The sequence below is a fragment of the Olivibacter jilunii genome (assembly GCF_900607235.1).
Lineage (GTDB): Bacteria > Bacteroidota > Bacteroidia > Sphingobacteriales > Sphingobacteriaceae > Olivibacter > Olivibacter oleidegradans.
The window spans coordinates 329,600-351,928 of sequence record NZ_LR027852.1; the positions used below are offsets into that span (position 1 = coordinate 329,600).

General features: G+C 42.6%; 19 protein-coding genes. 9 read left to right on the forward strand and 10 right to left on the reverse strand.

Going from position 1 to position 22,329, the window contains the following annotated elements; genetic code table 11:
• Positions 1-224: 224 nt before the first annotated feature.
• Positions 225-890 carry a 3-keto-alpha-glucoside-1,2-lyase-like domain-containing protein gene (locus E0E36_RS17575; protein WP_130857095.1) on the reverse strand — a complete coding sequence of 222 codons (666 nt, stop codon included), beginning with the start codon at positions 888-890 and terminating at the stop codon, positions 225-227.
• A 357-nt stretch (positions 891-1,247) separates the two neighbouring features.
• Between E0E36_RS17575 and E0E36_RS17580 the strand changes: the two genes are divergently transcribed.
• On the forward strand, positions 1,248-1,766 hold the full coding sequence (locus E0E36_RS17580; RefSeq protein WP_130857096.1) for a hypothetical protein: 519 nt from the start codon (positions 1,248-1,250) through the stop codon (positions 1,764-1,766).
• Positions 1,767-1,836: 70 nt separating this feature from the next.
• Here E0E36_RS17580 and E0E36_RS17585 read toward each other — a convergent pair whose 3' ends face one another.
• Positions 1,837-2,769, reverse strand: a complete 933-nt coding sequence (locus tag E0E36_RS17585) for an SRPBCC family protein (protein WP_130857098.1) — start codon at positions 2,767-2,769, stop codon at positions 1,837-1,839.
• 152 nt (positions 2,770-2,921) lie between these two features.
• On the opposite strand from E0E36_RS17585, the gene E0E36_RS17590 reads away from it, so the two are divergent.
• Complete coding sequence (locus E0E36_RS17590) at positions 2,922-3,923, forward strand: GlxA family transcriptional regulator (protein WP_130857242.1); 1,002 nt, start codon at positions 2,922-2,924, stop codon at positions 3,921-3,923.
• Positions 3,924-3,989: 66 nt separating this feature from the next.
• Here the strand turns inward: E0E36_RS17590 and E0E36_RS17595 are convergent, their stop codons facing one another.
• Positions 3,990-5,504 (reverse strand): FAD-dependent oxidoreductase, encoded by a 1,515-nt coding sequence (locus E0E36_RS17595; protein ID WP_130857099.1) that lies wholly within the window; start codon positions 5,502-5,504, stop codon positions 3,990-3,992.
• Between the two features lie 165 nt (positions 5,505-5,669).
• Between E0E36_RS17595 and E0E36_RS17600 the strand changes: the two genes are divergently transcribed.
• Positions 5,670-6,074: a DUF1801 domain-containing protein gene (locus E0E36_RS17600; RefSeq protein WP_013665857.1), complete on the forward strand. Its 405-nt coding sequence runs from the start codon at positions 5,670-5,672 to the stop codon at positions 6,072-6,074.
• A 65-nt stretch (positions 6,075-6,139) separates the two neighbouring features.
• On the opposite strand, the gene E0E36_RS17605 is transcribed toward E0E36_RS17600, so the two are convergent.
• The 3 genes from E0E36_RS17605 to E0E36_RS17615 form a co-directional block, all read right to left on the reverse strand.
• On the reverse strand, positions 6,140-7,033 hold the full coding sequence (locus E0E36_RS17605; protein ID WP_130857101.1) for a bestrophin family protein: 894 nt from the start codon (positions 7,031-7,033) through the stop codon (positions 6,140-6,142).
• 290 nt (positions 7,034-7,323) lie between these two features.
• A complete protein-coding gene (locus tag E0E36_RS17610) occupies positions 7,324-8,523 on the reverse strand; it encodes a GTP-binding protein (protein WP_013665858.1) in 1,200 nt (399 codons plus the stop codon).
• A 53-nt stretch (positions 8,524-8,576) separates the two neighbouring features.
• Positions 8,577-8,780 carry a hypothetical protein gene (locus E0E36_RS17615; RefSeq protein WP_041387347.1) on the reverse strand — a complete coding sequence of 68 codons (204 nt, stop codon included), beginning with the start codon at positions 8,778-8,780 and terminating at the stop codon, positions 8,577-8,579.
• A gap of 86 nt (positions 8,781-8,866) precedes the next feature.
• On the opposite strand from E0E36_RS17615, the gene E0E36_RS17620 reads away from it, so the two are divergent.
• The 4 genes from E0E36_RS17620 to E0E36_RS17635 are packed head-to-tail and all read left to right on the forward strand — an operon-like array spanning position 8,867 to position 11,610.
• Positions 8,867-9,283: a MerC domain-containing protein gene (locus E0E36_RS17620; RefSeq protein WP_013665860.1), complete on the forward strand. Its 417-nt coding sequence runs from the start codon at positions 8,867-8,869 to the stop codon at positions 9,281-9,283.
• Positions 9,280-9,915 (forward strand): ABC transporter ATP-binding protein, encoded by a 636-nt coding sequence (locus E0E36_RS17625; protein ID WP_130857102.1) that lies wholly within the window; start codon positions 9,280-9,282, stop codon positions 9,913-9,915. Before E0E36_RS17620 ends, E0E36_RS17625 begins: the two co-directional genes overlap by 4 nt.
• 3 nt (positions 9,916-9,918) lie before the next feature.
• Positions 9,919-11,145, forward strand: coding sequence for an ABC transporter permease (locus tag E0E36_RS17630; RefSeq protein WP_130857104.1), 1,227 nt, complete (start codon positions 9,919-9,921; stop codon positions 11,143-11,145).
• A gap of 3 nt (positions 11,146-11,148) precedes the next feature.
• On the forward strand, positions 11,149-11,610 hold the full coding sequence (locus tag E0E36_RS17635; RefSeq protein WP_130857106.1) for a hypothetical protein: 462 nt from the start codon (positions 11,149-11,151) through the stop codon (positions 11,608-11,610).
• 255 nt (positions 11,611-11,865) lie between these two features.
• Here the strand turns inward: E0E36_RS17635 and E0E36_RS17640 are convergent, their stop codons facing one another.
• The 4 genes from E0E36_RS17640 to E0E36_RS17655 form a co-directional block, all read right to left on the reverse strand.
• Complete coding sequence (locus E0E36_RS17640) at positions 11,866-12,558, reverse strand: alpha/beta fold hydrolase (RefSeq protein WP_207303778.1); 693 nt, start codon at positions 12,556-12,558, stop codon at positions 11,866-11,868.
• Between the two features lie 509 nt (positions 12,559-13,067).
• A complete protein-coding gene (katG, locus tag E0E36_RS17645) occupies positions 13,068-15,341 on the reverse strand; it encodes a catalase/peroxidase HPI (RefSeq protein WP_130857108.1) in 2,274 nt (757 codons plus the stop codon).
• Between the two features lie 525 nt (positions 15,342-15,866).
• Entirely contained in the window at positions 15,867-16,793 is a 927-nt protein-coding gene (locus tag E0E36_RS17650; protein WP_242627296.1) for a bifunctional helix-turn-helix transcriptional regulator/GNAT family N-acetyltransferase, read from the reverse strand.
• Between the two features lie 113 nt (positions 16,794-16,906).
• Complete coding sequence (locus E0E36_RS17655; protein ID WP_130857111.1) at positions 16,907-17,701, reverse strand: nuclear transport factor 2 family protein; 795 nt, start codon at positions 17,699-17,701, stop codon at positions 16,907-16,909.
• 218 nt (positions 17,702-17,919) lie between these two features.
• Between E0E36_RS17655 and E0E36_RS17660 the strand changes: the two genes are divergently transcribed.
• Both E0E36_RS17660 and E0E36_RS17665 read left to right on the forward strand, forming a co-directional pair.
• Entirely contained in the window at positions 17,920-19,065 is a 1,146-nt protein-coding gene (locus E0E36_RS17660) for an efflux RND transporter periplasmic adaptor subunit (protein ID WP_130857113.1), read from the forward strand.
• Positions 19,066-19,141: 76 nt separating this feature from the next.
• Positions 19,142-22,321: an efflux RND transporter permease subunit gene (locus tag E0E36_RS17665; RefSeq protein WP_130857115.1), complete on the forward strand. Its 3,180-nt coding sequence runs from the start codon at positions 19,142-19,144 to the stop codon at positions 22,319-22,321.
• Positions 22,322-22,329: the final 8 nt, after the last annotated feature.

The following is a 22,329-nucleotide window of genomic DNA, read 5'->3' on the forward strand; positions in this document are numbered from 1 at the left end:
CGTCCTTTCAACATGTTTTTGATTCCTTCTATCACTCGTTTCATTGCCTGGCCAGCCTCTGTAGCGCCATCGCATCCCTTGCATGTTTTTTATTAACAAAAGAAACATCGATCAGTTTTATATCCTGTATTTAATCCGCAAGAACACTGGCATAACAACCAAGTTTACATTGACAAGGCTAGGTCGATTCGCTATTTTAGCAATGTACTGCGAATTTCGGCTTCCTAGTTGTTTATTGACCTCAATTTTATATTCCTGAACCATCCATCAGAAGAATTTCCGGTCCAAAAGCCCACCCATCCGGTATCAGTTTTACTAAGTCTATCCACAGATAGTGTTGGCACGTTACTGTCATTAATATAAACATCAACCGTTGATTCTTTAACGTGTATCCGAACATGGAACCAGTCATCTGGTTTGATATCCATATTCAACGCTGCTTCATATTTTCCGGGACTGTCACTGCGGAGCTTATTCCATGTATAGGTAGGATGAGCAATGTATTGGACACTGTGCGATTTCCGTTCCTGATTTTCGAAATTAAAAGGACGAAAATAGACTGCCTCAAAGGTTTGATCATTACTTCCATGGAAGGCGATACCTACAAAGCTTCGCTGCGGGGTATTACTTCCTTTTATGTCAGCTTCTATGATCCCTTGCCGAAAGTTTACACCATTTATCCTTAAATAACCATCACCCTCTTTTGCTGTCAGATAAATATCGTTCCTTTCAAAAGTAACCGTTCGATTTATCGCCACTGACCGGGTTTGTATTACTTTAGCATCCAGCGTGATCGAATCCTGTGCATAGGCTATGGATAAGCCGAAAATGCTCATAAAAAGCGCGATAAGCTTGGTTACCTCCTTTTTGTTTTCTAAAATTGTTTTCATGCGATTTAAATGATTAGAGACGTATAACTGGGTTAACTTATTGAACAAATGAAAAAAATTCAGTCGGATCTAACAAATTCAATGCAGTTCAAAATCGTTCAATTGCGTTCCAAGCCCAGCCAATTTTTCGGATTTTCTCTCGGGTTGTAAATCAACCTTCATCGTCTTTAATCAACTTTTAGGATGTTTTCTAGGAAATTTCATACATTGAATGTGCTTATTCGAATAGTTTAGTCATTCATTAGCAGGCACTTTGTAGAAATTGGGCGGAATCGTCTAAGCTATTAGTCGATTTCTGAAACCATTTGATGAAGCGAACTGTTCTATCAGCAGATATCATTTTATGAATAGAAACCCATGAAAAAAGGCCTTGTCAGGAAATTTCCAATAATCATCATCCCATTCATGGCAATGAACATCATCGCATTTTTGTCCTGTAGTAATCAGCAAAAACGAATGAGTAGCGAAGACATGGTGAATGCCCATACCACAAATAGTGATGAGCTAGAAGTTCCTTATGTATTAGCTGAAAACTATTTTGTCCGAAACGATTTTGATGAAACCAGTTTATCAACACCTAAAATATCAAGTCGTGAAGAGTTTGATAAAATTTTTGGAATGGCCACAGTTATGGGGGATCAGGGGAAACCGACCCCGATTGATTTTACAAAGCAATTTGCTATTGCCGTTATTTCACCTGCAGATGAACTGGCCGTGAAGATGAAGGCGGTCTCCCTGCAAAAAAAGGAAGGTCATCTCCTCCTGCGTTATAAACAAGATATTGGTGCTAAACTAAGCATGAAGATACAGCCATTTTTATTATTGGTCGTTGATAAAAAGTTTGACGGGCAAGTCGCGGTAGAAGAGGAAAAGTGATCATTGCATTTTTATATATTCCCTAATCCCAAGAGCGTCCTCGGGACTAGGGAATACGTATTTTTACCACTTATTTATTGTAATCCGGATAGGGGGCGCCCTTACCGGTTTCGCAAAGGCGCTTCAGACTTCTGAAGAAAAGCGCCCAATCATAACTGCAAGAGGCAAACTCGGGCGTGTAGTCTTTCCATCCATCGTGATGGAAGAACAGTATACATCCTTTTTTATGCGGTTCGAGCTCAAAAGTAAGCCTTGTGCCTATCCATTCTTCATAAGCGCTAACACAAAGCCATTTTATCTTACTGTAGGGTTTAAGCTGCTCTACTTTCATTTCTTTGAAATAGTCAGGACCGAAAGAAAAGCGTAAGATACTTCCAATGGTTGGTTTTGCCAGGGTATCCGGCGTCCACCACCCCGCTAAACCTTCTTGGGTAGTTAGGGCCTCAAAAACTTTTTCAACAGGTGCTTCAATAAGCAATCGATGACGAATGCTTTTGTTTCTTGTTGTGTCGCTGTTATCCGGCGACTCTTTCTCCAAATCTTCGGTTTCATCATCTTTGGGTGTCGCACTCCCTTTTCCGGTTAAGATTAAATCCTTTAAGCTGTTCTGGATGTAATGTGTCCATGCGTCGTGGCAAATTTGGAAGCACTCATAGGCCGGAACCAAGCCCTGATGTGTAAATCTCAAAGTTGTTTTACCGTCTTTTTCGGATAACTCAAAAATCACATAGGTATCTTTCCATTCCGTTTTTTCTTGCGCGAACTTGAAATAATTATCAAGCACATGCCAAACTACTTTTTCATTCGGCACCATTTCAGTGATTTTCATTTTCGCCCGGTGCACATCTTGATAATGGTAAGAAAATTCACTATGGAGCTTGTCTGTATCGCCGTCAATATTTTCTGACCACCAACCACGAACGTTGTTAACCGCCTTAAAAACTTCCTGTGGTTTCGCGTTGACCACCAGCGTGGTGCTAAAACTCTTATTTTCACTTTTCATTTTATTTTGATTTTATTCTTTTTCGTACTGTCTTAAGTCAAAGTTAGCGATCCAAGTACATCAACCGGGGGTGTCAAATAGACTTTATGGCGGGTTGATTTGGACATATGAATTGGTTAACTTTGCATATAACCGTCGTAAATCCGAAGCAGATGAAACACCTTACCATATTAGTACCCAATATACAAACGGCCAACAGTACCATCGCTTGCATTGTTGGCGCGTACCAAATTTTTACCGGTGCCAACAGCTATTGGGAGAAAAAAGGGAATAAACCATTATTTAAAATCGAGACGGCGGGCGTAGCAGAAGAATCTGCATTTATCAATGGACTGCTGACTATAAAGCCACAGATCAATATATCGGCGTTAAAGAAGACCGATCTTGTGTTAATTCCTTCTTTAAACCCTGAATTCAAACAAGCAATGGAAGATAATATGGTGTTGATAAACTGGTTTCGCGAGCAATATAAAAATGGCGCAGAAGTGGCTAGTATGTGCACGGGTGCGTTTATGTTAGCCTCCTCGGGATTACTGGATAAAAGGAGTTGTTCTATTCATTGGAATTCAGCAGACAATTTTAGGTCCTTATTTCCGGAAGTACAGTTAAAAACCGAAAAATTAATTACGGATGAAAACGGTATTTACACTAATGGGGGTGGTTACTCATTTCTGAATCTACTTTTGTATTTGGTTGAGAAGTATTTTGATCGGGAAACGGCCATTTATTGTTCCAAAATCTTTCAAGTAGAGATTGACCGTCAAACGCAATCTGCTTTCACGATATTCACCGGACAAAAGTCGCATGGCGATGAAGTTATAATAAAAGCGCAGCAATATATAGAAGATAATTTCAATGAGAAAATTTCCGTAGAAGATCTTTCGAGAAAACTTGCTATAGGTAGGCGAAATTTTGACCGGCGATTTATAAAAGCGACCGGTAATACGCCTATTGAATATTTGCAGCGGGTAAAGATCGAATCGGCCAAAAAAGCGTTTGAAACAACGCGTAAGACCATCAATGAAGTGATGTACGAAGTAGGTTATTCAGATGTAAAAGCTTTCCGTGAAGTTTTTAGAAAGATAACGGGACTATCGCCTTTAGACTATAAAAATAAGTACAATAAAGATGCCGACAGCATGTTGTCGGATTAAATACTTGGTTCACGTCTTTAATAAAGATACGTTTATTATGTATCTTGCGCATACAAAAAGACAGTATTACGATTTAGACGGTTCATGATGAATGGGGGCTAAAGCGCTTATTGCAGGTCCCTCAATCACCTCCCCATCTGTCGTAAAGCGACTGCCATGGCAGGGGCAATCCCAAGACTGTTCACCACTATTCCAATGGACAATACAGCCCATATGGGGGCAGACCGCTGAGACAATGAATAGGTCTCCTGTTCGATTTCGGGATACGGCACATTTTTGCCCATTAATCTCCATAATCTTACCTTCCGTTGGCTTTATTTCGGAGAAGTGGTCCACATTTTCTTTAAATAAATAATCTTTAATTAACTCATAGGTAACAGAAGCGTTGGCTTTTATATAATTGGCGGCCGACGCAATGGGCGTAATGCGCGAAGCATCATACAGCTTATTCCATGGGTTAGGATTGCCGATGATTTCAGCACTGATAATGATAGCAGCGAGGGTCCCATAAACTAAGCCATCGGCCGAGAAGCCCGTAGCGATATAGGTTTTCTTACTACCGGAGCTCTTGCCAATGTACGGGATACCATCCGCCGGCTTATATTGTTGAGCGGCCCAACTGTAAACAACGGAATTAACATTAAAACGTTCGCGGAGGAAATTCTCTAGATTCCGGAAGCGCGACTCGTTGTGTTCCTCTGTACCAACCTTATGCTTCTCTCCCAATACCATCAGCACTTTGCCATGGGCCGTATCGTAGGTTCGTATAGAATAATGCTGTTTCGATATCATATCCCAATAAGTTCCATTAGGAGGGTAGTTGTCATTTAGTGTGGCTGCAACGGCATACTCCCTGTAAGGCTCCATAGAAGAATGGACGAAATAGAGGCCTTTGGGTGTGTGTGTTGCCATAATTACTTCTGTTGCCGTTATCTTACCTCGATCAGTTATGACGATACAGGGTTCACCTTCTTCATAACTCATCATTTTGGTGTGTTCAAAGATTAAACAAGAATCTGACTGAATATGTTGAGCTAGTGCAACCGTATATTGCAAAGGGTTAAATTGAGCTTGATTGGCGATGCTGAAACCGACACTTGGCTTTATATCAAATGGAATAAAATCCGATGTTGTTAGTCCAGCTCTTTCCACTGCTTCTCTTTCTTTTTGGATGTAAGAGGCACTTTCCCCTTGTTCGGAGAATAAACACCAAGGGACATGTACAAAGCCGCAATTGATATTGAACTCCTGTATAAGCGCTTCGATAAAATCAACGGCAGCTGCCCGCGACTCAACAATTTGCTTCGCATGCTCCTTCCCCCATTTTTTTTCAATGGTATGCAGTCCTTCACTACCCGGTATGGCATAAAGATTCCCGGTAGAAAATCCTGTGGAGCCTTCGCCAATAGCACGGGCTTCTAGTACGGTTACTTTTTTTCCTTGCTTTGCCAATAAATAGGCAGCGGTAATACCCGTAATTCCGCCGCCAATGATTGCAACGTCTACGGTAAGGTCCTGATCGAGAATAGGAAAGGAGCCTTGCTTCGAGTTATCTTTCCATACAGAAGTTATGTTTACCATAATCAGCAGATTTATCTTTTAAAAGCAACACAAGGCCCCCTTCATTTGTTTCAAAAGAAAGTGGGAAGGATCATACACTTAAAAATGCTTTGTACCTCGTAAGGAAAAAACGGATAGAAAAAAATGAAGTAAGAAAAATGTTTTATTTTTAAAGAAATTAAAAGAATGAAGAATATTATTGCTAAAGAAATTCTCGACTACAACAGTTTTCTTAAAGGTGAAGACCAAGCTATCTGTGAATTACTTGCCAAAGAAATCAGTAGCAACTTACCTGAAGCGGAGAATAAGATATGGCACCGTCATCCCGTTTGGTTTTTGGAAGGCAATCCTATTGCCGGCTATAATAAACTCAAAGCCGGTGTGCGACTCATGTTTTGGAGCGGGGCCGATTTCGGAGAAGAGGGGTTAAATCAACGAGGAGGTAAATTCAGAGACGCCTCTATCTTCTATCATTCAGTTGATGAAATTGATACAGACGATTTGCAACGCTGGCTCGCAAAATCAAGAGCCATTCAATGGGATTATAAAAATATTGTAAAACGTAAAGGCAAACTGGAAAGGCTAAAATGAAACATACAATACTTCATAGCTTCTTGCCGCAGCCTGTCCTAGTGTAATTCTTTTGAACCCGGAGGTTAGAGAATGTAAAAAGATTCCGGATTCAGCGGCGCCGGTGTTTTACTTTCTTTCAGTAAATTACAGGTATTAATATGGATGGTTCGTGCAACGGCAGTAACCGGTGTATCCGTTGGACGATTATCAAAAGGATCCTGGAGATGAGTGGCTGTTCTTTCGAGCAGTAGAAAACATCCGGATATGACCACCAGTAGCGGTATTTCATATATACTATCAATTTCACCCAGCGAAATGGATAAAGTAACTACAAAAACGTAAATCATAAAATGCAGAAACAAGCGATAAGTAACCGGGAAGACCGTGTTTTTTATACGCTCTGCCATGCCCATCGCATCCGAGAACTTAACTAAAGTTGTGTTTAATTGAACATGATAGAATTCGGTTAAATGTCCATCTTTCTTTAAACTCGCAATTTGTAACGCATTCATTTGCAACAGCGCTAGCGGTTTGTTACTATGGTTATCCATTTCTCGCATATCCTCTGTATTGATTAGATCCTCTATGTTTTTTTTCGGATCCAAACCCCGTAAATTCTGCCCTAAACTATAGCACCATGCAACATGCCGAAGCGCTATCTGCCGGATAATGGCTTGCTTTTCTTCGCTTACGAAGGATTGTAATTGAAGAACCAAACTTCGACTGTCGTTAACAATCGCGCCCCAAATTTTCCGGGCTTCCCACCAGCGGTCGTACGATTGGTTTAGATTAAAAGATAGTAGAACCGAAATCGCGGTGCCTATAAAGGCCGGTATAGCTATCGGCATTTGAGGAATGAAATCAATGAAATAAATAGCAATAGATTTCACAATCAGGCCGATGATAATAACATATACTATTTGTACGCGAATTTTTCTAAATATATATGCAATTGGAATCTTGGTATTCGTCAGCATTTTTCCGTTCTTATTATTTTGCCATAATCTGTTGCATAATAGGTGTTTTTCATTAAAATGGCATTAGAAAGGGACGGTTTCTGCAACACAATCTTCGGTTCAAAAGGTCTGTATGTAGGGGCCTCTTTCGGGGTATATTCGCCACATATCCACGGTATATCCACGGTATATTCGCCTTTAGGGTAGCAAACGTGAGCTTTTAGCGGTAAAGTAGCGAGTAGGTAGCGGTTAAAGAGAGGGTGAAGCAAAGAGCGCCGAACCGTAGCCCGGCACTCAAACCAAACACCATATTATATCGATTGTGGAAATACATCTTCCCATGATGTGTCTTGCCAATTTTGCGCTTCGGCATCTGTGAGCAGGCAACCTTCGATTTCTTTCAAACATTTTTCCTTATTAAGGTACTGGCCAATAAATACCAGCTCGTTCTGACGATCTCCCCACCTTATATTCCATCTCTTCTCAATTTCTCCTTTGTATTCATGATAGGCTGCGTATCGAATTCTTTCTTCATAGGGCATGCTGCACCACCAGTGGCCCGCACTTTCTATGCGAAGGCTGCCGCCGGCCTGACTGAAGTTAATCGCTTTGTCAGGTCTGGAAGCCAGCCAAAACAGTCCTTTAGCCCGGATGATCGAATTGGGGTAGTCTTGATTAAGATAGTTATACCATCTCATCGGATGAAAAGGCTTCGGCGATCTGAACACGAAGGAAGAAATGCCATATTCTTCCGTTTCCGGTATGTGTTCATCTTCCAGTTCTTTCTTCCAGCCAGCCGCATTTGAAGCTTCTTCAAAATTAAAGAGACCGGTATTTATAATAGTCGCCGGATCGACCCTGCCAAAAGCGGATCGAATGATGCGTGCATCGGGATTTAGTTGTTTGATTGCCGCTTCCAATGTACCTATTGTATTTTCTGAGACAAGATCCGTCTTGTTGAGGATGATGACGTTTGCGAATTCTAATTGATCTGTAAGTAGATTAACAATGGCACGGCTGTCATATACGTCGTCAGTGAGCGAGCGGTCAAGCAGTGTTTCCTGTGTGCTAAAATCCTGAAAGAAATTAAAACAGTCTACTACGGTTACCATGGTATCAATGTAACTGAACGAGCTGAGGTCGATACCTTGCTGTTGATCTACATAGCTCCAGGTTTGCGCTACGGGTATCGGCTCCGAAATACCTGTACTCTCGATAAGTAAATAATCGAATCGATTCTCTCTGGCAAGCTTTTCCACTTCGACAACCAAATCTTCCCGCAGTGTACAACAGATACAGCCGTTGCTCATCTCCACGAGTTTTTCCTCCGTTCGTGATAGTACATTTTCGCGACTTACCATTTGAGCATCGATATTGACTTCGCTCATATCGTTCACAATCACAGCAACTTTTAGGTTCTCCTTGTTGTGCAATACATGATTTAACAGGGTCGTTTTTCCGGCACCTAGGAAGCCGCTTAATACCGTTACAGGAAGTTTTTTTATTGCCATATCTAATTGTTCTTTACGTGTCCCAATTTGGGGTATACGCTTTGTTTAAAGGGTTACCGTTGTTTTTCGACTATTTCGAGCCAGGATACAATTTTTCGATAATGATCAAGACCATATAACCGGATAAATTCAATGGTTTCGGGATGCTTGTCTTGTTTGTAAATAGCCAACCGTCTTTTGGCAAAATCGGCGCAAAGAGGTATGCCGCACATTTTAGTGATACAGTAATGCCAGGCTTCGAAATCTTGTGGTATCATTTTGATGCAATTAAGTTGCAAATGTAAATACTGTTTTGTTATTTTGCAACTTAATTGCATTTGTTAATTATTAAATAATGAAAGTCATGAAAGTAACGTTACTGGGAAAAATGGACAGGGTTGGTATGACGGCTTCCGCTTTATGTGCTATCCACTGTGCATTGATGCCATTTGTAATAACCTTGCTGCCTCTAGTTGGGCTCGAATTTCTGTCCAATCCCTGGGTGGAAGTTGCTGTAATTGCTTTATCGGTGCTTGTCGGTATGGCTTCGTTGATTCCTTCTTATCTCAAGTATCACCGTAAGATGTTACCGCTTTTGATGTTAACCATAGGCTTTATACTGATTTTTGGAGCCCACTTACTTGGTTTTCACGAAATGGAACCGGTCCTTGTGCCCTTAGGAGGGTTCACCATCGCGGGTGCCCATTTTTTAAATTGGAAATTCAACAAGCCTTATCATTGCGCTGCTTGCATCGCCGAAAATAAAAATGAATCTAGATGAGTGTGCTTATATCTTATAGCGATCTCGAGGTGCGGTATAAGAATGGCATTGGTTTATCATTTCCGGGATTTGAAGTCGACAAAGGGACGCATTGCTTGATTCTTGGAGATTCGGGCACTGGAAAAACCACCTTGCTGCATGTCTTATGTGGTCTTATGAAGCCGTCGTCGGGCATTGTAACCGTAGCAGGTGTCGATATTTATGGATTATCTCCGAAGCGAATGGACCAATTCCGCGGACAGCATGTTGGGCTGATTTTTCAACAGGCCCATCTTATCAAAAGCCTAACGGTCCTTGAAAATCTCAAAATGGCGCGTTGGCTGTCCGGATTAGCAGAAAACACGAGTGAGTTATCTGCGATATTGGAGAGATTAAATATGGGCGACAAAATTAAAAGTTATCCCCATGAGCTAAGTCAGGGACAACTACAGCGTGCTGCTATTGCTAGGGCTCTCGTGAACCGACCTCGGCTGCTGATAGCCGACGAACCCACTTCTGCGCTGGACGACCATAATGCGGAGGCCGTGATTGCACTTTTATTAGAGCAGGCACAAAGTTACGGTGCAACTTTGCTGATTGCCACGCATGATAAAAGACTAAAGGACAAATTTTCTAGCACCTATATATTGTAAAGAATGAAGCTATTCCGCATTGTCTGGAAGACTATTATTTATAATTTTTCCTCGTCGGCACTTTGCATACTTCTGTCTGCATTGGGAACGGCGATTTTGTGTCTGGTTTTGCTGCTGTCGTCGCAGATCAATCGGCAGATCAGCTTGAATGGCAGCCACGTTGATCTGGTAGTTGGTGCTAAGGGAAGTCCTTTGCAGTTGATTTTAAGCAGTATTTTTCACGTCGATTATCCTACGGGAAATATTCTGCTAGATGATGCGCGCAAAATAGCGGCTCATCCATTGGTTAAGTTGGCCGTGCCACTATCTATAGGAGATAATTACCAAGGATTCCGGATTGTCGGGACTGACAGCCGCTTTCTCGATCTGTATGGTCTTCATTTAGTTTCGGGTAAATGGGGAACGAGCGACTTTGAAGCGGTGATAGGTCATGAAGTAGCCAAATCAGAAGGACTTAAATGTGGGGATAAAATTGTCGGAGCGCATGGTCTGGCCGATAGTGGAGATCTTCACGGTGATCATCCTTATACTATCGTAGGGATCTTGGAGGAGAGTCGTAGTATAGCGGATCGCTTGGTACTGACGAATTTGTCAAGCGTTTGGCATATGCATGAACATGAGCATCAGCATCAGGAACATCAGCGTCAACATCAAGAAAAGGAAGAGGTGCATGACTTGTTGAATATGAATGTACAAGGAAGAGAGATTACAAGTATGTTGATTCGTTATAAGAATCCTACGGCCGTCGCTATGTTCCCACGACTGGTTAATCAGACTACCAACATGCAGGCCGCTTCACCGGCAATAGAGAGTGCTCGCTTGTTTTCAATGATGGGAGTCGGTTTGGATGCGGCGAGCGTTTTAGCTGTGGTACTTATGCTAATGGCTGCTATAAGTGTCTTTGCCAGTCTTTATAACTCGTTTAAAAACAGGAAATATGAGCTGGCGATCATGCGGTCTATGGGTGCCGCTAAACGCGTCTTATTTAAGCTGATGCTACTAGAGGGGATGCTGATTACAGCAATGGGCGCTATATCCGGTGTTCTATTGGCTCACATTGCCGCCCTTGCCATCGCTGTAGAGGAAGGTGGACATTTTGTCGATGCCTATGGTTTCGGGATTGAAGAAATTTCCGTTGTGCTGGCGGCTTTATTGCTGGGATTCAGCGCGGCGTTGATACCTGCAGCAAAGGCCTATTCTACTCCAATTTCGGAAACCTTAGCTAAATAATATATGTTATTTCGACGACTGTTTGCATCGATTCTTTTGTTCACCTTTACAGCACAGGCTCAAACGCCCGATCATCAGCCGATGATGAATAAGGTTTGGGAGGCCTTTGATCAGTTGATGTACAAAGTTACAACAGAAGATGACGGTACTACCGTTTATACGCCTCACTTTCCCAAGGTATTGAAAGATTTGGATCATACGACGGTAACATTACCCGGTTATATGGTGCCTTTTGAATTGGGACGGGATCATCATATGTTTATGCTATCGGTTCTTCCCGTGATGCAGTGCATGTTTTGCGGTCAGAATGGGATCCCGCCACTGGTGCAGGTGACCATGAAAAGTGGAAAGGCAAGGTTTTCCAACAATCCGTTCAAAATAAGGGGAAAGGTGTATTTAAATACCAACCTCGAGAAAGGTGCGGAAATACAGATTTTGGATGCCGAAGTTGTTGAACAGGACTAAGCTTGAGGAACAATAACCAATCATTCGGAAGCCATTCAGCCGCTACTATTGTCATCCAAATGTCGAATCGACTTAATTGTTGGCAAAAATATTTTGAAGTGTGTACTTTTTACACTATCTTTGTGTCATCATAATTTAGGTTTATAATTGGTTAGTTAAAAGTCTTCAATCTCCCCGGTTGAAGACTTTTTTTATTTCATGTTTAGCAATATAGCGATACGTTAGCAAGTACAAATCAAGCTTCGATATTACCGACTATTCCATAAATACACCGGGTTCTTTTTTATTGTCTAAAAACTCTTCAGCCATAGGGATCCACCAGCTGGACCTTGCCATCATACCGATATGTGTAGTACCTGGTAAGATAGCCATGCGAGAAGTAGACATTTCGCCGAAGTCGCCCATTTTAGCACCACCCTTCATGCGCATCAGCTCATTGGCATGTTCATAGCGAATACCGTCCGCATCACCTAATAACATGAGGATAGGAATATCCATTTTACGAACGTCTTCTGTCCAATCGTAAGGTTTTAAATCAATGCTCATTGTCTTGGTGAAAAACTCATTAAATTTCTCTGGATGAGGAGAAAGGGCTTTATAAGCATCTTCTAATGGCGAGCCTTTAAACATATCTGCAGTCATCGTTGCGAACGTTTTTTCCGTTTCGGGCCACCAACCATCGTGTTTATACGCACCAGATACAATCACTAGTTTTTTCACTTGTTCCGGATGGCGGATACCCATTTGGAAAGCAACTCCGCCACCCATGCTATAACCGAGTATGTCAGCGCTATCGATGTGAAGGTGTTTAAGTAACTCGCTAATATCATCCGCCATATTTTCGTAACTGAGCGCACGGGGAATGTCAGCTGTACGGCCGTGCCCCTGCATCTCTGCTACCACAATTTTTCTGTTTTTGAAAAGAGGAATAATTTGTTCCCAGTTCATCGGAATGGTCATAAACGAACGTGAATCAGTACAAGCGGTGCTCCCTCGCCGTGCACTTCATAATACATCTTTAAACCATTTATTGGCGCATAACCCGTTTTGTTCTGAGATGGCTGGGCATAAAGTTTTACTTGGAATCCTTGTGAGACGACAATTAGTGCAAGGATGATACATGTTCTTAACGATTTCATATTCTTTGTTTTAGATAATAGTTGCAAATAGAAAAATAACTTGTTGTGTTTTATATAGCGCTTTATAAAACAAAGGTACGGGCCATTGCCTTATGAGATGAGGGGTAAAATTGGCAATGTGAAGGGGGGATTACGACAATGTGATGGTTGGGTCAACGAGTCAATTCATCGGTAGTTAGGTTATCAAGTTAAATGGTAGGTTTTAAGGAGAGAAACAGTGAATTTGCCGATGCGGTCATTCACTGGCCACGGTTGTTAGTTCGTGAAGCTGCAAAACAAAGCGATGAAACATCCATCGCTTTGTTTAAACTATAGTTATTACTTGAGATCAAAACGATCTGCATTCATCACTTTGGTCCAGGCGGCAACGAAATCTTTCACAAACTTGTCTTTTCCATCCGAACTTCCATAGACTTCGGCAATGGCTCTCAGTTCCGCGTTTGAACCAAATACCAGGTCGGCGCGCGTGGCAGTCCATTTGGGCTGCCGCGTTGTGCGGTCGTAGCCTTCATACAGTTCCTGGTCCGGTGATGACGCTTTCCATGCTGTACGCATATCGAGCAAATTTATAAAGAAATCGTTCGTTAATACACCGGGTGTTCTTGTAAAAACGCCGTGTGCGGATCCGTCGAAGTTTGTGTTCAGTACACGCATACCGCCCATCAGTACCGTTAGCTCCGGAGCCGTAAGTCCTAACAATTGTGCTTTATCGATTAGCAGCGCTTCGGTAGGTATGGAGGATTTATTCTTGCGATAATTACGGAATCCATCAGCGGCAGGTTCTAAAAAGGCAATGGATTCGACATCAGTTTGCTCTTGCGAAGCATCCATTCGCCCCGGGTTAAATGGAACCGTGATGGCATGCCCCCCATCCTTCGCTGCCTTTTCGATGGCGGCGCATCCTGCCAACACAATCAGGTCAGCGAGTGATACTCTTCTTCCTCCCGGTTGCACGTTGTTGAATTCCCTTTGAATATTTTCCAAAGCGTGTAATACCTTTGTGAGCTGAGGAGGATTATTTACCGGCCAATCTTTTTGTGGTGCTAGACGAATGCGAGCGCCGTTGGCACCCCCGCGTTTATCTGAATTGCGGAAAGTAGCGGCGGAAGCCCACGCAGTGGAAACTAACTCCGATACACTTAAGCCGTTATCAAGAATTTTTGCTTTTAACATAACGATATCATTGGCGTCTACCAACGGATGGTCAACAGCGGGGATCGGATCCTGCCAGATTAATTCTTCTTTAGGTACATCCGGGCCAAGGTAACGACTACGGGGTCCCATATCACGATGAGTCAATTTAAACCAGGCACGAGCGAAGGCATCTGCAAAAGCATCCGGATTTTCCAGAAAACGTCTTGATATCTTTTCAAAACCGGGATCAAGCCGTAGTGCAAGATCTGTGGTAAGCATGGTGGGCTTCCGCTTTTTTGTTGGATCAAAGGGGTCAGGAATAATGTCGCCCGCATCTTTCGCTACCCATTGATGCGCACCGGCCGGGCTTTTCGTTAATTCCCATTCAAAGGCAAAAAGATTTTCGAAAAAATTATTGCTCCACTGCGTTGGTGTGGTTGTCCATATCACTTCCAATCCACTGGTAATGGTGTCTGGCCCTTTACCGCTACCATAGCTGTTGTGCCAACCTAAACCTTGCGATTCCAATCCTGCAGCTTCGGGTTCTTTTCCTACATGGGTTGCAGGTGCTGCCCCGTGCGTTTTTCCAAAGCTGTGGCCTCCGGCAATCAGCGCAACAGTTTCTTCGTCATCCATGGCCATACGGCTAAAAGTGTCTCGTATGTCTTTTGCGGCGGCAATAGGATCCGGATTGCCATCTGGACCTTCAGGATTTACATAGATCAGTCCCATCTGTACCGCTGCCAGCGGTTTTTCTAAGTCACGCGAGTGGATGTCACCATCCGCATCATCATCTGAAACCAGTACGCCATGACCTTCCACGACACCTTCTGACCCGTGTGTATAACGTACGTCACCACCCAGCCACGTCGTTTCCGCTCCCCAATATACATCTTCTTCGGCTTCCCACATATCTTCGCGCCCACCCGCAAATCCAAAAGTTTTAAAACCCATTGATTCCAAGGCAATATTTCCGGCAAGGATCAATAAATCGGCCCATGAAATGTTACGACCATATTTTTGTTTAATTGGCCAAAGCAATCGACGGGCTTTATCCAAGCTCACATTATCAGGCCAACTATTCAGTGGCGCGAAGCGCTGTTGTCCACCCCCCGCGCCACCGCGGCCATCACCCACACGGTAAGTGCCGGCGCTGTGCCAAGCCATGCGAATAAATAAGGGCCCATAGTGGCCAAAATCAGCTGGCCACCAGTCCTGTGAGTCGGTCATGAGAGCATGTAAATCCTGCTTTACCGCTTCGAGGTCCAGACTTTTAAATGCTTCGGCATAATTGAAATCGGGATCCATCGGATCGGATAGGGAAGAGTGTTGACGTAGAATGTTTAGTTTTAATTGATTAGGCCACCAATCTTGATTTCTGGTGCCACCGCCACCAACTGCTTGTTTTAATAATTTTTCGCCGTGAAATGGACATTTACTGATGTCTTTTGATTCCATGTTAGAGATTTTGCGTTGAGAAAATAATTATTTATCACTTAAGTACTCGTACAAACGGACTACAGCTACTGGTTTCTTGTGGCTTGTTTATGTAATTGGCTAATAAAGTACGTGTCGTTTTCGCTGTAGACGCTAACAAAATTTTTAATTAAGTTGCGAATAAATATTTAAAGTAGCAAGTGTGTCTTTGGTTTTTTGAGTTGTTGAAACGTTGTGTGGTGACTAGTAGCCTCTGGTTTCTCAAATCACTTGTTGAGATGGAGATACGAATAGCCACATGCTGAAATCCAACTGCTAGTAGCAGCCAATATTGTCATGAAAATGTCGAATCGATTGCCGGGTCTAAAGTTTCGGTGAAAATAGTTTGTAATGTGTACTTTTTACACTATCTTTGTATCATCATAATTTAGGTTTATAATTGGTTAGTTAAAAGTCTTCAATCTCCCCGGTTGAAGACTTTTTTTGTAGTATCAATTTGCCCGAGTCACTATCGAAATAAGAATAATCTAGATAAAGTCCGACTAGCTAGGCACATATTAAGGACATCTGAATATTACAGCGCTTATAGGGTGAGACGTGACCGGTAATTTTTTGGAAACCTAACTTATAATATAGATTAATAGCAGGCTTAAGGATCGTATTGCTTTCTAAATAAAGAGCTTTTGCGCCTATTTTACGCGCTTCGTTTATTGCCGATTGGCCGAGTAGATAGCCAATGTTCTTCCCTTGGGCTTTGGGAGATACCGCCATTTTTGCGAGTTCATAATCATAGTCTGGATCGTTCATTTTAATCAGTGCGCAAACACCCACCGGCTCGCCACGATATAAAGCTACGAAAATCTTACCTCCCGGGTTCAGGATGTATTGATCCGGATTTTCCAGCGCTTGGCGATCCGCTTCTTCAAGTTCAAAATAAGTGGAAATCCACTCTTCATTGAGTGTTTTGAAGGCAGTATGATAAACGGCATTATATTTTACAATCGTTACATCTTTGCTTTCACGGATTTTTTTTTGCTCTATCACCCGTTTGTAGAGTGGCTGCTGATCTAGCAGAAATTCCCACTCTTCCATGGCTTCCCATAAATTATGCTGTGCAGTTGAAATCAGCGCGTCAATAGCAGCATTGACATCCGCATACTGATCTTTTATTTTGACGCCTAGCATTCTTCCTTTTTTTGTCAGCGCGACTACATTTCTTCTTTTGTCGTCTGTTTTACGGTTTTCCAATATCAAACCTGCAGCTGTCATCTCGCGGATAATTTTGCTGACCGATGGTTGAGAGTGGCCGATTTTGTTAGCGATCTCACTAATGGTATTTTCACCTTCTTCTGCTAAGATGAAAAATACCGGAAACCACTTCGGTGCCAAATCGACGTCATATAACTTATAAATGCGAGCGGCATCTTCAGTAACTTTTGCTGTTAATAATCGCAGACGGCTTCCTAGTGCCATCTTTCCCGTTTTTTCGAATAAATCCATTTTGAATAACTAATTACATAACCAGTTATGCAAATATAAAGAAAGATTTTTTAAAATTAATAATAGGCATGCTTTCCGATCTGAAACTACTGCTGAAAATGTGCTGCTTCTTCTACAATATCTCCGAATTCGCAAATGACGACTTTCTTACCAAGCTTATCATCGTTAATGAAACGAAATGTTAAGTCTCTTTCCTTCATAAAAAATACACCTTCAGTTTCTGGATAGATTTCGAAACTTTTCGAACCGATTGTTAAGCTCAAATGCTTGTCTTTCACACTAACTTTTATCTCGCCACTTTGCGGTCCTTTGTAAGTGCCTTCGTATGATTGAAGCATTTTGCGTGTTAATGTGATTTCTTTTCTCCTATTGATATATTTCGCTGGCCCGTGGTCATAACTTAAAACTCGACTCATAAGCCACTTCCCATTGCGTAATAACCATAAATTGGCAAAAAGGGCACGTCCGTCTAGGCGCTCATTTTTGTTTTCTTCTTTTAGATAAAAGATATGTTCTCCCGTAATCAACGCACCATATATCGAATCGACAGAACGTAACAGATGGATTTGTACGGTTCCGTCAATCGGCTCGCGCCGCAATCTAAAAGTTGAACTACAGAGGTTATTCTTTATGCTTGCGATCATGGCTGCTTTTCCCAGCGTAACGCCACCTTTATCATGATAAAACTCGATATCATCACTGATCAGTTGGCTTTGAAGTTTAATGTCACAGGTATTATATCCATGCCAGAAAAGACTATCTTGTTTAAGTATCTGTATTTCGATGTCTTTTGCCTGATTCTGAGCAATTGCTTCTTGAAACAAAAGGACAAGTAAAATAGGAAAAGATACAAGCGTGATGTTGTGTTTTAGGTATTCCATATTCTTGACTGAAGTATTGCTTATAGACTCCTGTATTATTGATTTGTTTCAATACCAGTACAGTTAGTAATCGGTTTTTATTTATATGTCATTAATTGCAATGGAGACTATCTAAAATGATTTTCATTTTACATAATAAACAAAGTATTTACTTTGTTTATTATTCTTTTGTCTATACCTTTGAGGTCATATTGAATAAGGGAAAAAAATGAAATAACATGGAGTACACTTACCATATTGGCATGGCTGGAATAGTGCTTGCCTTGCTAAGTGGCTGCGGGCAGGGCAGCCAATCTACTACCCCTGCCACATTACAGGAATTTGATGTGATGACCGTTGCACCGCGTGATGCTGAGTTGTATTTTGACCACCCGGCTACGGTGCGAGGCCAGCAAAATGTGGAGATTCGTCCTAAAATAGATGGTTATATTGCGGAGATACTGGTAGATGAGGGTGCGCAAGTAAAGAAAGGCCAGCTATTATTCCGTATTAGCAACCCGCAATATGAGCAGGAAGTGCTTACTGCCCAGGCCGCTGTTAAACGAGCCGACGCTGCCGTTAATACCGCGAAGATGCAGATTGCAAAAACGGAGCCTTTAGTGAAAAAGGAGATAATCAGCGAATACGAGCTGCAATCAGCTCACTTAGAATTGGAAGCGAGGCAGGCAGAATTGGCCCAAGCAAAAGCAGCGCTGCAAAATGCACAAACCAACCTCGGTTATACAATTATCCGCAGCCCTGCTGATGGTGTTATCGGCACACTTCCGTACAAAATCGGAAGTTTGGTAAGCAGTACCAGTGAAGAAGCGTTGACGGTACTGTCAGATATTTCCAATATTCATGTTTACTTTTCCTTCTCCGAAAAACAGTTTCTTGAACTAATCGATAATCCTAAAGATCAACCTATTATTCACGATGTGTTAAAACGAATACCTCCTGCGCAATTAATATTAGCAAACGGACGCGTTTACACAGAAAGGGGTAGTATAGAGACCACCGGCGGTTTGATCAATACGGGCACAGGTGCCATTGCCATGCGTGCACTTTTTCCCAATAAGGCCGGAATGATCCGCAGCGGGAGCAGCGCTACGCTTCGTATTGCCCGCCCAATAGAGGATGCACTTATTGTACCGGCAAAGGCCACCTTTGAGGTACAGGGGAAAAAGTTTGTAATGACCGTTGATAGCGCCAATACGGCACACTCGGTTGAAATCACCGTGAATGTACTGCCTGTTGGTGATGCTTTTGTTGTAAACAGTGGTTTGCATAGTGGAGACCGCATCGTAATGAAAGATGTAGGGGCAATTAAAGACGGTGATAAAATAAAACCTAGAAATCAAGTAGCTATTACAACCAAGCGATAAAAAATGTCGCTTTTTTGGGTAACGGCATCCTTAACAGCATGCCCTAGCCACTGCTTTACCTTTAAATTTTGAAATCATGTTAAAGAAATTTGTGGACAATCCGGTGCTATCGACCGTTATATCCATTATCATAGTTATACTCGGACTGTTGGGATTAACTACGCTTCCAATTTCACAATATCCTGAGATTGCGCCGCCAACGGTGCAGGTAACGGCTTCTTATCAGGGCGCCAATGCCGACGTGGTTATGAAAAGTGTTATCATTCCTTTGGAAGAACAGATCAATGGCGTAGAACATATGACCTATATGACTTCCAAAGCGAGTAACGATGGAACGGCCGTTATTACCGTTAATTTTGAACAGGGCACGGATCCCGACCTAGCGGCTGTGAATGTGCAGAATCGGGTGGCAAAGGCAACGGGTGTAATGCCGGCGGAGGTGATCAAAACGGGAATTACGACCACCAAAAAACTGAATGCGGAGATCTTCGGTTTCTTGATTTACAGCGAAAACAACTCGTACGATGTCAATTTTCTTGATAACTATATGCGTATCAATATTGTACCGGAGCTGAAACGTATACCGGGCGTCGCCGATGTGCAAGTATGGAGCGATCAAACTTACTCGATGCGTATTTGGTTAAAGCCGGATGTCATGGCTTCTTACGGATTGGTACCGGATGATGTATTAGCAGCCCTCGCTGAACAGAACCTAGAGGCAGCTCCCGGAAAGTTAGGTGAAAACAGTAGTAAAACCTTTGAATATGTACTCAAATATACCGGGCGATTGGAAAAACCGGAACAATTTGAAGATATTGTACTGCGAGCAACTCGGGATGGACAGCTGCTTCGCCTGAAAGATGTTGCTACCGTCGAGCTCGGTGCCTTTAGTTATAATACCGATCTTACTGCCCACGGTTTCCCTTCGTCAGGTGGAGCTATTAGCCAGTCTGCAGGTGCGAATGCGCACGAGATCAATGAGCGGATTGTTGAGATGCTCAAAAAAGCGGAAGCTGATTTCCCTTCGGGGGTTAAGTGGACGACTTTTATTAATGTGAACAGTTTTCTGGATGCCTCGATTGCTAAGTTGGTTCAAACACTCGTAGAAGCCTTTATCTTGGTGTTTATTATTGTTTTTATTTTTCTACAGGATTTTCGTTCAACATTGATCCCCGCAATTGCCGTGCCTGTAGCGATTATAGGAACGTTCTTTTTCTTAAAAATATTTGGCTTCACCCTGAACTTGCTTACTTTATTCGCATTGGTGTTAGCCATTGGTATTGTCGTGGATGATGCGATAGTTGTTGTGGAGGCGGTTCATGCCAAGATTAGTCAGGGAGCAAAGTCGGCACGAAAGGCCACCTTACATGCGATGAACGAAATTAGCTCGGCCATTATCTCCATTACACTGATTATGGCAGCCGTTTTTGTCCCGGTTACTTTCATTCAAGGATCTGCGGGCGTATTTTATAAACAATTTGGAATTACCTTGGCTGTCGCCATCATCATTTCCGCAGTGAATGCACTGACTTTAAGTCCGGCACTTTGTGCCTTGTTTCTAAAATCTCATGAAGTAACAGATGAAGCGCATACAAAAAAAAATTGGTTGCGGCGTTTCTTTATCATGTTCAATACTGCTTTTGCGGCGTTAAGCGATCGATATATTCGTTCTGTAAAGCTGCTTATCAAGCATAAGTGGCTTGCCATAGGCGGTATCGTGTTATTCTCTACGCTGCTCATCTTTTTTTTGAAAACCACGCCAACAGGATTTGTTCCTAACGAAGATTCGGGTGCAATCTACGGCGATATTATCTTACCGCCTGCATCGACACTGGAGCAGACAACTAGGATAGCCAACGAGGTCGATAGCATCGCACGAAGTATGCCCGAAGTGGAACTTAGCTCCCGTTTGGTAGGCATGAACCTAATAAGTGGGACTGGAGGCTCTTATGGTGCAATGTTTATCGCACTTAAACCTTGGAAAGAACGGACCGGTGAAGGCCAAGACATCAACAGCTTGGTAGAAAAGTTATTCGCTAAGACAAGGCATATTCGTGGAGCAAATATCATTTTCTTTGCGGCTCCCACCCTACAGGGTTTCGGTAATAATAGCGGTTTTGAAATTCAGTTACTGGATAAAACCGGCGGTACCTACGAACATTTTGGAGCTGCTGCTGGTAAATTTATGGCAGGCCTGAGCAAGCGCCCGGAGATTATGTATGCTGCCACACCCTTTAATACCAATTTACCGCAATATCAGGTGAAGGTTAATGTTCCTTTGGCTAAGGAGGCAGGGGTAGATGTTGGCGGTTTATTAAGGACTTTGCAGGGATATTTGGGCGGAATCTATGCATCCGATTTTAATCGTTTTGGTAAACAATACAAAGTACTCGTTCAATCCAACCCCAGTTACCGTGCAGAGGAAGCAGATCTGGAAAAAATCTACGTGCGAAATGATAACGGAGAAATGGCGCCTATTTCCACGTTTGTAACGCTAGAACGTACCAGTGGCCCGGAGTTCATTAATCGTTTCAACTTATACACTTCGGCTACCGTAAATGGAGCTCCCAATCCCGGTTATAGTTCAGGTGACGCTATTCGCGCCATACAAGAGGTCGCTCAGGAAACACTGCCGAGGGGGACTGATTTTGATTATAGTGCCTTGACGAGGGAAGAGATTAATAGTGGTAATCAGACACTGATGATATTTGGGCTTTGTCTCATTTTTGTCTACTTTCTGCTCAGCGCCCAGTACAAAAGCTATATCCTTCCATTTGCTGTACTGTTATCCCTACCAATAGGTCTGGCAGGAGCCTTTTTGTTTGCACGCCTAGGAGGGCTTGATAATAATATTTTTCTTCAGATCAGTCTAATTATGCTTATTGGATTGTTGGCTAAGAATGCCATTTTGATCGTGGAGTTTTCCGTCCAGCGTCGTAACAGTGGTTTAAGTTTAGTGCGTGCAGCGATATCGGGTGCTTCGGCTAGGCTACGGCCTATTCTGATGACGTCTTTTGCCTTTGTTTTTGGATTATTGCCTTTAATGCTGGCTTCGGGGGTGGGGGCTTTAAGCAATCGATCCATTGGCACTGCCGCGGTGGGAGGTATGTTGATAGGTACCGTGTTCGGTATTTTCGTGATCCCGGCACTGTTTGTTATGTTCCAGGCGTTGCATGAGCGCCTTAGCGGACGAACGATCAGGGAACAAAAAGAAGACAATTGGGAGAAAAAAGTGATGGAAGCGCCATCGTTATAAGTTTAGGG